The organism is Vibrio sp. 10N.239.312.C11 (assembly GCF_041466065.1).
Lineage (GTDB): Bacteria > Pseudomonadota > Gammaproteobacteria > Enterobacterales > Vibrionaceae > Vibrio > Vibrio tasmaniensis_A.
Genome location: NZ_JBFSRZ010000080.1, coordinates 1 through 13,389, shown reverse-complemented (window position 1 = coordinate 13,389; position 13,389 = coordinate 1). Strand labels below are relative to the sequence as shown.

Below are 13,389 nucleotides of genomic sequence, written 5' to 3'. Positions count from 1 at the left end.
GATCAGATCGTAGGTTCTTGATTTAGTTCCATTGAATTACGCAACAAAGCCATTAATTATTCGTTGTTTTTTCGATTTTATGTACTATTTGATATACGATAACTGTTGTCATCCAATACCCAAATTCGAAACCAACCCTATGAAAATCGAAGATCTTAAGTTGTTCACCACCGTTGTCGAACTGGGTAGTTTTACTGCCGCCGCTAATGCTCTTGACCTTCCGCGAGCTAACGTTAGCCGTAGAATTAACGACCTTGAGAAATCTCTCGGCATTCAACTGTTCTTTAGAACCACACGAAGTCTCTCCTTAACTAAATCTGGCGAGCTCTATTACAAAGAACTACTCAATGCATTAAGTGCGCTCGACAAAGCAAACCATGTCGCTTCCAACCTGTCAGAGGTTGCACACGGACAAATTAAGATTGGTCTATTGCCTGAAACCAGCGATATCATGCAGTCGACTCTGTTTAAATTCCAAGATATGTATCCTAAAGTTGAGCTTGATATTCGCAACATTAGTAACGGCTTTGTCGACATGTACCGTCAAGGGTTAGACCTCGCTATGCATGGTGGTACGTTGAGCGATGCAAACGTGGTTGCCCGTAAAGTGATGGTTCTTCAACGTATTTTTGTCGCAAGCCCTGAATTTATTGAGAAACAAGGCAAGCCTTCAAGCCTAAGAGAGCTCACTAATTACCCATTTGTTTGCTTCAGGTGGCCAAGTGGGGACATCGATAAAGAATGGGACATCAAAGATCACACCATCAAAGTAGAACCTTCGGTCGTCAGTGACAGCATTGGCTTTGTTAAAGGCGGTGTTATTCGACATAGAGGTATCGCGTTGTTACCAGAACTTTTGGTGCGACATCAACTCAAAGACGGTAGCTTGATTAACCTATTCCCCGACGACAATCTTCAAAAAGAAGAAGCATGGTTGCTCTACCCTCAGCGTAAAGCGTTAAGCCATTCAGCACAGCTTTTGATTGATTTTCTATTACAAGAACTTCCAAAACTCTAGCCATTGTAATGAATATTGTGACAGTGTTTCACGAGCAGGCTAGATTATCCTAACGAAATAGAAAGATAGAATCGCTTCATAAATTCAAGAGGAGCAATCCATGAAGCCTATCTTTCAACATTCATCTATTTTTCAACGTTCGTCTACCTTTCAACAGGCACCTATATTCAAATATACAGTCATTGCACTAAGCTTAACCGCCCTGTTTGGCTGTAATGACTCTGAGGCGACTGCACCTCAAAAACAAGCTCGACCAATTCAAGTGATTCAACTTGAGCCTCTTTCACATACGGCTGAAAAGTCTTTTACTGGCAAGATACAATCATCGGAAACGGCTGGCGTTGCGTTTCGTGTGCCTGGCACTATTCAAAATATGATGGTCTCTGTTGGTGATTCAGTAAAGAAAGGCCAACCACTTGCTCAGTTAGACCCTCATGACTATCAAGTCGCGTTAGAAGAGTTACAAGCACGAGCTCTTGAAGCGAAATCTGCACACAAATTGGCGACATCCGAACTTGTACGAGTAAAACAAGCCATCGCTGATAATGCGATTGCCGATGTTAACTTAGACCGTGCAATCAGCGGGTACGAGCGAAGTGAAGCGGCGGTTAAAGTCGTAGAACAGAATATACGCCGTGCAAAAGATTCGATTCGTTATACCCAATTGCTCGCCCCTTTCGATGGTGTGGTTGCGGCATCCAATTTTGACCAGTACGAACAAGTAATGCCGGGCATCTCGGTGTTCACAATCCACAATCCAGATAAACTTGAAGTTAAAATTCAAGTACCTGAAAATTTGATTCATGAGTTCAAACCAAATCAAAGTTCTGTCATAGATTGGTATGGTTCAGAGACTAAACTAATTGGTTATGCCCCTGAAATTTCGACGTCACCTCACCCAATCAAGCAGACCTATGCGGTTACTTACCATGTCGACTCCACTGACAAATCGGTATTGCCTGGAAAAGCGGTCACATTGACGACTCAACTTGGAGAAGCGAGCAGTAATTTCTGTTTGCCATATTCTGCGTTAGTCAATCAAACGGGTATCGAGCAAGTATTCACGGTTAAAAATGAACAAGCTCATGGCGTGACTGTGGATGTGATTTCTATGTCCAAAAACACTGTGTGTGTTGAATCGACGCTCAACAATGGCGACTTCGTGGTCGTGAGTGGCGCGCAATACGTGGTGGAAGGACAATACTTCTCCAATATTCAAGTTAAAAGCCTGTAGGTGAACCATGATGAATCTAGCTGATTTTGCAATCAAACAACGCACCTTCATCCTGTTTTTCACTGCACTGAGTGTCATCGCAGGCCTGTTTTCTTATTTTGAGCTTGGAAAACTTGAAGACCCAAGCTTCACCATAAAAACGGCCGTCGTTGTAACGCTCTACCCTGGCGCTTCTGCGGAAGAAGTGGAACAACAAGTCACCGACACCGTCGAAACCAAACTCCAAGAAATGGCGACACTTAATCGGCTTCGCTCTTTATCCCGCCCTGGCATGTCGATGGTATTTGTCGACCTAAAAGAGTCTCTTAATTCAAAAGCTCTTCCTCAAGAGTGGGACTTATTACGCCGTAAAGTGTCTGATATGAAGTTATTGCTACCTTCGACTGCACAGATCAGTGTCGTACAAGACGAATTCTCTGAAGTCTACGGCATGCTTTTCTCTATCCACAGTAAAGATGCATCGCCAGCTGAGCTAAGACGTTACGCAGAAGAGCTCCAACGCAGAATTAAAACCGTCGATGGTATTAAGAAGATTGAACTGCATGGTGTTCAACCACGCGTTGTTCATATCGATATCCCCGATGAAAGGTTGGCGCAATACGGCCTATCTATCACACAAGTTTGGTCGCAGTTGAATACGCAAAACATGACGTTTGATGCGGGTAAGTTTTCAGTAGGTACTGAACGAATCCGAGTTCAACAGTCGAGTGAGTTCAGTTCGTTAGACGACATCAAAAACCTGATGATCAAAGGCGGCGTGAGTGAATTGGGAACCAGTTTAATTCGCTTAGGTGATATTGCTGACATCACAATGGGTTACCAAGAGCCAATGATGACAGAAAACCGCTACAACGGTGTACCTGCAGTCACGTTAGCGATGAGCCCAGTCACCGGCGTTAACGTGGTATCACTTGGCGATGAAATCAATCAGATCGTCAACGATTTTCAAACAACCTTACCACTAGGTGTTGATATTGCGACAGTTGCTAACCAACCTGAAGAAGTTCAGAAATCGATCGACAACTTCGTAAGCAACTTATTAGAAAGTGTCGCGATTGTATTTATCGTCTTGTCGGTATTCATGGGATTAAAAAGCGCAACCATCGTCGGTTCGAGCCTCCTGCTGACTATCTTGTTGACGCTTATCTACATGAACATGACTTCGATTGACTTACACCGAGTTTCTCTAGGTACTTTCATTCTTGCCCTCGGCATGTTGGTAGATAACGCTATTGTCATCACCGATATGATGATTGTGAAAATCAACAAAGGCATCGACCGCACTAAAGCCGCGATTGACTCTGTTAAAGAGACAGCAACACCGCTCTTTGGTGCGACAGTTATCGCTATCATGGGTGCGAGCCCTGTAATTTTTTCAAAAACCGATGCTGCTGAGTTCGCAAGCTCGGTATTCCTTATCATCGCGTCGTCATTGTTACTGTCTTGGCTAGTTGCGATGACCTTCACGGCCTTGATGTGTTGGTTCTTCATCAAGCCAACCAAGCAAGCTGATAACACCAAAGTCAGCTTATACCGTAAGAGTGTCAACTGGACTGTCGATAATCCGCTTAAAGCATTGAGCGCCTTGGTTCCGTTGATATTAGTGACTGCATTAGCTATCCCGAACATTGCCGTTAACTTTATTCCACAAGCCGACAGACCGATCCTGTTCCTAGATTACTGGCTGCCGAACGGTGCCAAGGTTGAGCAAACCTCAGAAGACATGAAGCGAATCGAACAATGGTTGTTGGAACAGCCGGAAGTCGAAAGTATTTCAACCTATGTTGGCGCAGGTGCTCCTCGCTTCTCAGTGACTATAGAGCCAGAACCGTTCGATCCGGCCTATGGCCAGATTTTGATTAATGCGACTGATTTTCCGTCACTAAGCCCATTGATTGCACGCGGTGATAAATGGTTAATGGAAGAGTTTCCGAACGCAGACCCTCGCTTTAGAAGCTTAAAATTGGCGACGGCGGATAAATTCAGCGTTGAAGCTCGTTTCTCAGGCCCTGATGCCGAGGTCTTACATGGCTTATCAGAGCAAGCAAAAGCAATCTTCGCAGTACACCCGGACACCAAGTACGTTCGTGACGACTGGCGACAGAAAAGTAAAGTATTTGAGCCTGTCATCAACCAAGAAAAGATGCGCTCTGCAGGTATAAACCGTGCGGATATTGCGTTCGCGATGAAGCGAGCGTCAGAAGGTATGCCCTTGGGTCGTATGAACTTAAACGATGAACTGGTCACAATTCAACTGCGAGGCACAAAGAGTTCGATTCAGTCATTGGAAACGTTGCCCGTTCGATCTCTGTTGGGCATCCACAGTGTTCCACTTGGCCAAGTTGTCGATGGATTTGAATTAAGCAGCGAAGAAACCATGATTTGGCGCCGTGACCGTGTAAAAACCATCACAGCACAAGCAGGTGTCGGTCGTTACACCACACCAGCAGCGGTGAGGAACTCAATTAAAGATCAAATTGAAGCGATTCATTTGCCTGATGGTTATAGCCTTGAATGGGGTGGCGAATATTACGACGAGCACAAAGCCGTCAGCGATATTCTTAAACAGCTACCTAAAGCAATCTTGTTAATGATCATCATCTTGGTGGCGATGTTTAACGGATTCAAACAACCCGTGATTATCTTCACTACCCTACCGCTAGCAGCGACGGGTGCCACATTCAGCTTATTGCTATTGGATAAACCATTCGGATTTATGGCATTGATTGGCGCCGTAACCTTAACAGGTATGATCATCAAAAACGGCATTGTATTGATGGACCAAATAGAACTTGAACGTAAGAACGGGCGCTCACTATCTGACGCCATCAAAGAAGCAACCGTGAACCGCACAATGGCGATTTCAATGGGGGCACTGACTACAGCACTTGGCATGATCCCGTTGTTAAGCGACCTACTGTTTGACCAGATGGCGGCAACCATTATCGGTGGCTTAGCTGCAGCAACCGTGTTGTCTCTGTTTGTGATGCCTGCGCTGTACAAGCTTTTCTATCGAACTGAAGAAAAAAAGACAGTAGCAGAAGCAATCAAAGACGCCGTGATTGTGCTTGATGCAACACCTCAGCATTCAAACAGCGGAAATACAACTTCATTCAACAAGGAGCAATAAACATGCGTCCATTAACTAAGTTTAAAGTCGCTCCTATAGCGCTCGCTTTGTTGCTGACAGGTTGTGCTGTTGGCCCAGATTACGAAGAACCGCAAACGACTATCGCAGAGACGTTCTTATATAGCCAAGCTGATGTGAACCAAGACGGCGTGAGCCAAAACGAACAGAACAACCATTGGTGGACACAGTTCAATGATCCAACGCTCAATCAGTTAGTGGTCGATGTTCAAAGCCAGAACATCCCACTTAAACTGGCAGCTGAGCGAATCAACATGGCGAACTCATACAAAAGCGTGGTCGAATCATTCAAGGTTCCGACCATTAACGTCGGTGGTGGTTATTACAACTACCAACTGAGTGAGAACGACTCCCTACTCAGCCCGGTATTTGGTGCCTCTGATACGGTTGAGTCAGCAACGGGCATGTCGTTACTTGAAGCCCAGCACGATGGTCGGTTCTTCGGTGCGAGCATCGCGTGGGAAATGGACTTGTTTGGACGTATCGACAAACAATCCAACGCAGCGACGATTCGAGTTGAACAAGCCGAGATATTCCAATCAGGCTTGAACACCTTAGTCACTGCCGATGTCATTCACAACTACCTGCAATATCGTGGCGCGCAAGAGCGAAAAATGATCGCACTAGAGAACATAGCCGACCAAAAGCAGACTTTAGAATTAGTCACCAAAGTGGTTCGCAGCGGCTACGGGTCTGAGTTAGATCTTGCTCAAGCCAAAGCCATGCTTGCGGCGACTGAATCTATTGTTCCTCAACTTGAAATAGCAGAGCAAGTTCACAAACAACGTATGGCGGTGTTGTTAGGCGAATCACTCACGAGCGTAAACCAACGTTTAGTCGGTGAATTCACCCTTCCGCGAATGAACGATGTAATTCCGACAGGCTTACCTTCTGACTTATTAGAACGACGCCCAGATATCCGAATCGCAGAACGCGAAATGGCAGCCATTAACGAAGAACTTGGTGCAAGCATTGCTAATCGCTATCCAAAGTTCTTCCTAACGGGTACGCCAGGTGTGACGGCTGGGAGCTTTGATGATCTGTTCAGTAGCGACTCATTCGGTTGGGCGGCATCTGCCGGTATCAGTTGGAATGTATTCGATGGTGGCCGAGGCGAAGCCATGGTAGAAATGAACGAAGCAAGGTTCCGTTCTGCAGCGCTTAACTACCAACACTCTGTCGACAGCGCCTTTGCAGAAGTCGATTCAAGCTTGTTTGCCTATGGCCGTAGCCAAGAGAACCAAAAGCGCATCGATGAAGCTACCCTTGCCGTTGATAACGCGGTGAGCAAGGCAAAGTCGCTATACAAAGCGGGGCTAGTCGATTACTTGTCGGTGTTAGACGCACAAAGACAACAAAAAGCGATGCAAGATCGCCAAGTAGCCGCCAAGCTTCAAACCGCCAATACCACGATTGCGGTGTATAAAGCCTTAGGTGGAGATTGGAAAGTGGCGAACGAAACGCAGAGTGTCGAATTAGCTCACGTTAACTAGTCTTTCTGCTCTATGTTCTCTGCTGAATGTTCTTTGTTCTGTGGTGAATGATGTAATAAACGTAATAAAAAATACCGCCGTTGATTACGGCGGTATTTTTATGAATTCGTTAACTGGCTAATGAGCTGACCAACAAGATAACAAGATAACAAGTGACTAGGACTTAGATTCATCGTTGCTATCTGTGTCTACGGTTTTGATCAAAGGGCCTGCGCACTCGACAAAATCACCAATATCGAAAGTCTCAGGCGCATCGGCTCCACCCGTCACCCCAAAACTACCAGTAACCGTTGGCTCCTTATCAGTCTTATCTACGTCTAAAATGATCTCTACTTTATAAGTGTGACCGTCAGGAAGGAGTTTGGCACACTCTTCGAGTGTCGAAGCGTTAGCTCCCACGCTAAGACCGAATAAACACACCGCAAGTACACTACTTGTCATTTTCAACATCATAAAACCTCTCGAAGACTATAGAAACATCATACCAATAATCTGCAAATCTTCACGATAAACGTTGAGAAGTGAGTTCATAGTAACAAGGCCAACTAGCCCCAACCATGGGGAGCGCTTTCGCTATCATCATACTCAGCATGACAAACCGAGCACTTGAAGTAGCTAATTTTTGATTTTGATTTATGTGAACCCAATAACACGCCGAATGCAATATTTAGAATTCGTGACTTGAGGGTGTTTTTCTCCTGCTGTTTTAACTTCACTTCGGACGCGCTTAACCTGATGTGTGACGTTTTCTTATTACAGTTTCCACATCGTAATACAGTGTCATTTTCTTGCATTTCCCTATTCCTTTAAGCACGTATATAGACAATTTCGTTATAACCTAAGTTCGCTGACTGAATTAGGTTCCAAACCGACATTAATAAACAAACGCTTAGACTCAAAGCAAACTAAAGAACCGTCACGCCTTCAACTTCAATCACTGAGTTAACATTCGCTCGCTCGATTATCTTGAGTAACGTTGTCTGGATTAACTCATTATCTCGAATTTCTGTTTCGCAAGAGAAACGCTCCTCTTGAACACCATCGCTCTCACCCAACATAAATTGAACCGAAACTTCCGTTGCGAGATCTTTTGTCGTTCCGTAATACGCTAGCGTGATTTTTGGGTATCCGTTGTCGCCTTTTTTAACCTGCTTTGCGATGCGTTTTTTAGCTTTATCTAAATTCATACAACTTCCTTTAAGGCTGAAACTAAAAATGAACAAACGTCTGGTATATCGTAGTTTTACTATAAAGCATTACCACATCCACTACATGATTTTATGGATGATAATCCTCTTTTTCTTACGTTAGTTTTTCCACAAGAAACACAAAATTTCAATGAGTGGATATTGTAAATAGACGTCAAGATAACCAGCGGAACCCAGACCAATAATTCTGACCCATTACCACCTGAGCTATAGATAAAACCAATCGAGAAGATACCAAAAACAACAGACTGCAAAGTCCACAATGTTTGTTTGTACTTCGCACCTTTGATAATAAAAAACGTAAAAAAGCCAATTGAGCTACTGATAAGCCCATAAACCGCAAAACCTATAAAGGCTTCTTGTTGATTCATAACTCTCCCTGTCAACCTCACGTTTATGGTCCGAGCAACGCTACTGCCCCAAAACCATACGACCTTAAACATTAGTCAAACTTTAAACGAAAAGTGCCAAGCCTCGTAAATCACTTTTGAGTTATCTGTTCGTTAGCAGCTTTCAAGGCCGCATTTAAACCGTCTGTATCCTTACAACCAATGTAAACATGCTTTCCATTGCTTAGGCTTAACTTCAGCGCTGAACCTATCGATACATTATATAACCAACCATCGCTCAACATGCGGATGCCAATACCTTGATACCACTTGCTTTGATAAAACGATGTCTCCGTTATGTCTGACACTTCTACATTCTTACGCCAAAAACCAAAACCGAAATACCAGCTCAATGCATTGCCTTTGACCTCAATTGTCATGGAGAAAAAGAGCAAAGCAATTAACCCGTTGATGGCGTGAGCGATGAATGTTCCGGAGTTATTATCAGACATAATGACAATGAAAGCACTTATCGAAACAAGGATGAGCAACAACCCCTTGTTGTATTCCTTACTATAAAACACAGTTATATCTCCTATAGACAACGAACAACCAATTACCTAGCCAACAGCTATCTTACTGCGGCCTTTCTAAATAATCGTGGCGAGTAATGAAAGTAGATTCCCCAAAACCAAGTAGCATTACCTTGATACTACCTAACCAAAGTATCAAAGCAGAATAACCTTGTTCAGGTTTAAGCCTTGTTATAAAGCACATCGAATCTACATTAGCCACTTGGCTATGCTTTGACCCATTCGGATCGCAGGACAGCTAAAACTATGGTATCCCACCACCGCCCTTTGAAAAAACGATGCTCTCTAAAGTGCGCTTCTTGACGCATACCTAAAGACTTACAGAGCTTAATGGCAGGTAAATTCTTACTGATTGTCTCCGCATAAATGCGGTGTACGCCCAATGTTGAAAAACCAAAATCAGCCAAAGCGAGAGCCGCTTCATTGCTTAACTTATGACCTTGATGCGATCTTGAAAACGCACACCCCATTGAAGCTTGCTGATTGTCTTCTAAACGCAAACAAACAGTACCAATGAACTGCCCTGTGCTCTTATATTCAACTGCGAGTTGATATGATTTCCTTGGTTCTTCAGACGCCTGGGCTATAAACAAGTTGGTTAACTCTTTATATTTAATAGGGTCACAGTCACTTTCATCATAGAAACGCTGATATTTAGCATCTTGAGACATCGCCACGAAAGCATTTTCATCGCTAGGATTCATATCCCTAATAATCAGCCGCTTTGTCTCAATTTTAAACATCGAAAGTTCCTTTTCATCGTTGTAAGCTAACGCCCAATAACGTAACCAAATACACTCAAATCTACCATCTAAATCACTAAAGCAAAGCCGAACTGCAACGGCAACGGCCAAGTGTTAACTGTCTGCTTAAATTACTAGCTATATTTCTTGATTTATAGCTTTCACCTGCTCAATTAGAGTATCGTATTCATACTCAATCCCGATTTGTTATGCCTGTTCTAACCCTTTCAGGGAGCTTGGTGCTATTATTTTATGAAATGGCGTAACGAAGAACATATAGATCTTACCAAACACATTGTTCACATGAACCACGGTATTTGCGTGAACAATCGCGGTTTCTCCTTCAGGCTCAATAAGAAAAGAAACTCGGACATTAAGATGTTTATCACAGTCTTCTAATACAACTTCATTCTCAGTTGAACTGACCAACGTAAAAATACCGACTCGTTCGCCTACTACATATTCTGAACCTAATTTATCTCGGGATACATCTTGTAGACCACCCAAATTTTTTAAACCGAGTTTCGATACAACCCAGTTTCTCGTAGACATCAGAAATGAAATCCAAGTCGGTGTTTGAGTTGCTATTTCAAGAAATACTTCAATAGCAGTTTGGTTGTTGTATTTTATTTTTTTCGAAAAGCTATCACAGAAATATGAGTTTTTAGAATACTCGCTCAATAGTGACTTCTTGGGTATAGACATAAACTCTCCTTGATGATGAAAAGTCGACAATGCGCCATAGCGAATAATATGGGCTCCCCCTCCTGAGGAACTGCTACACTTAAGTGGGATTACACCGGAGGTAACATGTCTGATGATTCTTACTTCAGCGGTATCACTCTAACTAAAAAACACTTTAGCCTTCATGCCGCAGACCAACATGGCAAGGCAATACTTAAAAGTCAGTTACTCGATCTTAATTACTAATCTCATACTCGTTTTTTATACGGGGCAATTCCTCATATGTACTGATTGCTTTAACTGCACCGCTTAGATCATTTTTACCATTAAAGCTATGCTTAACAGCAATGACGTCACAGCCACTAGATTTACCAGCACGAATACCCGCTGTGGAATCTTCAAACACAATTGTTTGGCCAGGTGAAGCCGCTAATCTACCAAGAGCTAAAGTATAGGCTTCAGGATCCGGTTTATGCTTAGTTACATGCTCCTGTGTGATAACAAGGTCAAAAGCATTCTCTAGCTGCAACGAGGTTAAAATATTATCAACCATCCATGTTGCTGCTGAACTAACAACTCCACACTTTTTCCCTGCTAGTTTTAACTGTTCTATGTAAGCCTTAGCCCCAACATTTAGCTCAAGACCATCATTGAGCATCTGTTCGTAATGAGCTCGAAAATGGTAATTAAACTCTTCTAAGTCAGGAGCAATATTAGCATTTTCAAAAAAGTGCCCCGTTACAACCTGCCAACTTTCCCCCATAACATCTTTGTAAATGTTGTGGTCTACGTGTGCGCCATAATCTAAACAAGCTAATGCCAACGCTTTGCCCTTTAAAGGCTCTGAATTTACTAATGTTCCGTCCATATCGAACAGATAAACTTCGTAATCTTTCAATTCACTCTCCATGTTAGATTTTTCAAGCTCGTATAAGCCTAGTTAACCAGTGAAAAAAACAATGCAACCAAACTAATATGACTACCTTACCCACAAAAGCCGACCATTACAAAAGTGCCGAGCGTTTTGGAATCCAGTTAAACAATTTATTCGGTGATGGCTACGATAGTAGGCAATAAAGTAGTGGCAATAAACTAGCAATCAATAAGCTGTGCCCAACAGACGTACTCTCTAATTTTGTCACAATGGTTGATTTAGCAGACTCGTTTTCAATTAACGAACTAGCAGAAACGCCAGCCATGTTACTAGGGTCACTATATCCGACCTTATGACCGGAAAAAGACAAAAGTGAACCCAGAGCAAGAAGAATTAGCATTGAATAGAACGCATAATCACTAGAAAATGCTAGTTTCAAATAGCCTGTGAAATACTCGAAAGTAACTACAATTAGCAGTGCTAATAAATTTGATAGCACTATCAACCTTACGAATTTAAACATATTCCCTCTGATACCAATAGAACAGCTAACGTCCCAATAAACGGTGAGTGTACGAGTGCCATAATGAAGCGAAACGGAATCGGCACACGTTTATGAATCCGACTTAACTGCTTTGTGAACTGGCTTTTCTAGCGATCACTAAACCATGATTACTTGATCCCAAAAGGCTTGCTTCGTCGCAATTTGCTAAATGATAATCTAACCATGTCTGATATTGAGATGGCGTAAAGTTATTAACACCGTTAGATATGTAACGTCCAAATCCATCTGTTGCTGCGTGTCCAATTACATTAAACCCATTTTTGTTTACAAGATTTTCAATTTCACTAGGCGTTGCGAAATACCCGACCTTGAAAAAACTATCGGCTTTAGCGTTTGATACCGTGCCATGTTTATTTAACTCTAGAAGCACCTCCGGAGTGACTAGCTCTGGAAATTGTTGGGCAAACATACCAGCGACAAAGAAACGTGAAATATAGGCTATGGCTAGTACACCATTTGGCTTTAAAATCCTTAGTGCTTCATTAACCGCAAGCTCTCTTTCATGCAGAGTTTTTAGGTGGTACAAGGGCCCAAGAATTACACAAACGTCTTGAGAGCTACTTTCGATAAATGACACATCACAAGCATTACCCTCAAACACTTTTAACTCAAGACCTTCAGATTTTACTTTAGTATTTAAAATCTTCACTTGGTCAGGCGCAAGTTCTACTGCTGTAACATCACAACCTAATTTTGCAAAATGTAAGGAATAGCGCCCCGTTGCTGCTCCTAACTCACATACTGATTTTCCTTTAAGTAAATAAGGTGTGAGTTTATGTATCGTAGTATCAAACTCTAACTGAGCAATATATTGCCGAGTTAGCCTTTCATCTTCGTTTGCACCCGTATATTGGGCTATCAATTCTTCCATTGTTCACATCCCCTTTGCCAGTGAGCACCCAATTAAGTAGCTGACAACGCTACCACTACACAGTCGACTTAAATTTGTTATTAGAACGATACTTAAAGGTATCGCCCTAACAAAAAACCACTTTAGTCTTCATGTCGTAGACCAAAATGGTAAAGTCTTACTTCATAAGTAAGTAACCCTAACTAAACTATTGACTACAATAGCAAATATGCCACTCATGCGTATAGGCGTTGAAGCTAGTAGCGAGTAGCGAAAAATAGCTAGCTGGTCTATAAAATTGCTATCGCTTGTTATAAGCGAACTAGCTTGACCGTATTACTTATTTTTATTGTTCAGCCCAGACTCTAGTGCTGCTGCCTTAGTTTTAGCTGACTCTTCATAAGCATTAAATACATCGCTATTTTTACGACCGCTAAAGTGCAGAAAACTATGAATAATAAGCATAAAGAAGGATATCAACACAACAAATATGGGCGCTAAACCGAACCCATCAATGTTCATTGATAAAAGACCTATAACAAAAAACACACTCGATATAAGTGCAACCGATTTACTGCGAGATGATGAGCCCATAAGGGCTTTGTTGCGTAATTAAATTTAAAGATAGAACAACCCCGTTTCGCGTATTT

14 protein-coding genes and 1 pseudogene are annotated in these 13,389 nt (G+C 42.6%); 5 read left to right on the top strand and 10 right to left on the bottom strand.

The genetic code is table 11. From position 1 onward, the window contains the following. The first annotated feature begins 139 nt into the window (after positions 1-139). From AB6D07_RS21550 to AB6D07_RS21535, 4 genes are all read left to right on the top strand, one after another. Positions 140-1,018 carry a LysR family transcriptional regulator gene (locus AB6D07_RS21550; RefSeq protein ID WP_017097827.1) on the top strand — a complete coding sequence of 293 codons (879 nt, stop codon included), beginning with the start codon at positions 140-142 and terminating at the stop codon, positions 1,016-1,018. Between the two features lie 100 nt (positions 1,019-1,118). Beyond that, positions 1,119-2,252, top strand: coding sequence for an efflux RND transporter periplasmic adaptor subunit (locus tag AB6D07_RS21545; RefSeq protein ID WP_017103066.1), 1,134 nt, complete (start codon positions 1,119-1,121; stop codon positions 2,250-2,252). 10 nt (positions 2,253-2,262) lie between these two features. Next, on the top strand, positions 2,263-5,382 hold the full coding sequence (locus tag AB6D07_RS21540) for an efflux RND transporter permease subunit (RefSeq protein ID WP_198926212.1): 3,120 nt from the start codon (positions 2,263-2,265) through the stop codon (positions 5,380-5,382). Positions 5,383-5,384: 2 nt separating this feature from the next. Further along, the gene (locus tag AB6D07_RS21535) at positions 5,385-6,893 is read left to right on the top strand and encodes an efflux transporter outer membrane subunit (RefSeq protein WP_017103064.1); all 1,509 of its coding nucleotides are present in this window, start codon (positions 5,385-5,387) and stop codon (positions 6,891-6,893) included. Positions 6,894-7,049: 156 nt separating this feature from the next. On the opposite strand, the gene AB6D07_RS21530 is transcribed toward AB6D07_RS21535, so the two are convergent. The 9 genes from AB6D07_RS21530 to AB6D07_RS21490 all read right to left on the bottom strand — a co-directional run bounded on the left by AB6D07_RS21530 (position 7,050) and on the right by AB6D07_RS21490 (position 12,760). After that, positions 7,050-7,346: a hypothetical protein gene (locus tag AB6D07_RS21530; RefSeq protein ID WP_017097823.1), complete on the bottom strand. Its 297-nt coding sequence runs from the start codon at positions 7,344-7,346 to the stop codon at positions 7,050-7,052. Between the two features lie 452 nt (positions 7,347-7,798). Next, complete coding sequence (locus AB6D07_RS21525) at positions 7,799-8,080, bottom strand: hypothetical protein (protein ID WP_009846780.1); 282 nt, start codon at positions 8,078-8,080, stop codon at positions 7,799-7,801. Between the two features lie 59 nt (positions 8,081-8,139). Then, a complete protein-coding gene (locus AB6D07_RS21520; RefSeq protein WP_009846781.1) occupies positions 8,140-8,472 on the bottom strand; it encodes a hypothetical protein in 333 nt (110 codons plus the stop codon). A gap of 110 nt (positions 8,473-8,582) precedes the next feature. Further along, positions 8,583-9,035, bottom strand: coding sequence for a hypothetical protein (locus AB6D07_RS21515; RefSeq protein WP_017103063.1), 453 nt, complete (start codon positions 9,033-9,035; stop codon positions 8,583-8,585). Between the two features lie 194 nt (positions 9,036-9,229). Further along, the gene (locus AB6D07_RS21510; RefSeq protein WP_029222935.1) at positions 9,230-9,766 is read right to left on the bottom strand and encodes a GNAT family N-acetyltransferase; all 537 of its coding nucleotides are present in this window, start codon (positions 9,764-9,766) and stop codon (positions 9,230-9,232) included. Positions 9,767-9,973: 207 nt separating this feature from the next. Then, positions 9,974-10,471: a DUF2867 domain-containing protein gene (locus AB6D07_RS21505; protein WP_029222934.1), complete on the bottom strand. Its 498-nt coding sequence runs from the start codon at positions 10,469-10,471 to the stop codon at positions 9,974-9,976. A gap of 214 nt (positions 10,472-10,685) precedes the next feature. After that, a complete protein-coding gene (locus AB6D07_RS21500) occupies positions 10,686-11,360 on the bottom strand; it encodes an HAD family phosphatase (RefSeq protein ID WP_017103061.1) in 675 nt (224 codons plus the stop codon). Between the two features lie 148 nt (positions 11,361-11,508). Continuing rightward, on the bottom strand, positions 11,509-11,847 hold the full coding sequence (locus tag AB6D07_RS21495; protein WP_012603990.1) for a hypothetical protein: 339 nt from the start codon (positions 11,845-11,847) through the stop codon (positions 11,509-11,511). A 103-nt stretch (positions 11,848-11,950) separates the two neighbouring features. Beyond that, positions 11,951-12,760: a class I SAM-dependent methyltransferase gene (locus AB6D07_RS21490; RefSeq protein WP_009846786.1), complete on the bottom strand. Its 810-nt coding sequence runs from the start codon at positions 12,758-12,760 to the stop codon at positions 11,951-11,953. A 79-nt stretch (positions 12,761-12,839) separates the two neighbouring features. On the opposite strand from AB6D07_RS21490, the pseudogene AB6D07_RS21485 reads away from it, so the two are divergent. Then, positions 12,840-12,998, top strand: a pseudogene (locus AB6D07_RS21485) (IS110 family transposase); the annotation flags it as partial. Between the two features lie 77 nt (positions 12,999-13,075). On the opposite strand, the gene AB6D07_RS21480 reads toward AB6D07_RS21485, so the two are convergent. Continuing rightward, positions 13,076-13,261, bottom strand: a complete 186-nt coding sequence (locus AB6D07_RS21480) for a hypothetical protein (RefSeq protein WP_020477199.1) — start codon at positions 13,259-13,261, stop codon at positions 13,076-13,078. Positions 13,262-13,389: the final 128 nt, after the last annotated feature.